General features: G+C 42.7%; 1 protein-coding gene. It reads right to left on the bottom strand.

The window, feature by feature from the left end:
• Positions 1-218, bottom strand: a 218-nt coding sequence (locus SORDD05_RS10185) for a hypothetical protein (protein ID WP_196757211.1), incomplete at both ends; no start/stop codon positions are given.

The following is a 218-nucleotide window of genomic DNA, read 5'->3' on the forward strand; positions in this document are numbered from 1 at the left end:
TTACAGATGCTGAAGCTGATTGGCTAGCTGATACAGATGCTGAAGTTGATTGGCTTGCAGATACTGATGCTGAAGCTGATTGACTTGCAGATACTGATGCTGAAGCTGATTGACTTGCACTTACAGATGCTGAAGCTGATTGACTAGCTGATACAGATGCTGAAGTTGATTGACTTGCAGATACTGATGCTGAAGCTGATTGACTTGCAGATACAGAT

It is taken from the genome of Streptococcus oralis (assembly GCF_001578705.1).
Taxonomy (GTDB): Bacteria; Bacillota; Bacilli; order Lactobacillales; family Streptococcaceae; genus Streptococcus; species Streptococcus oralis_J.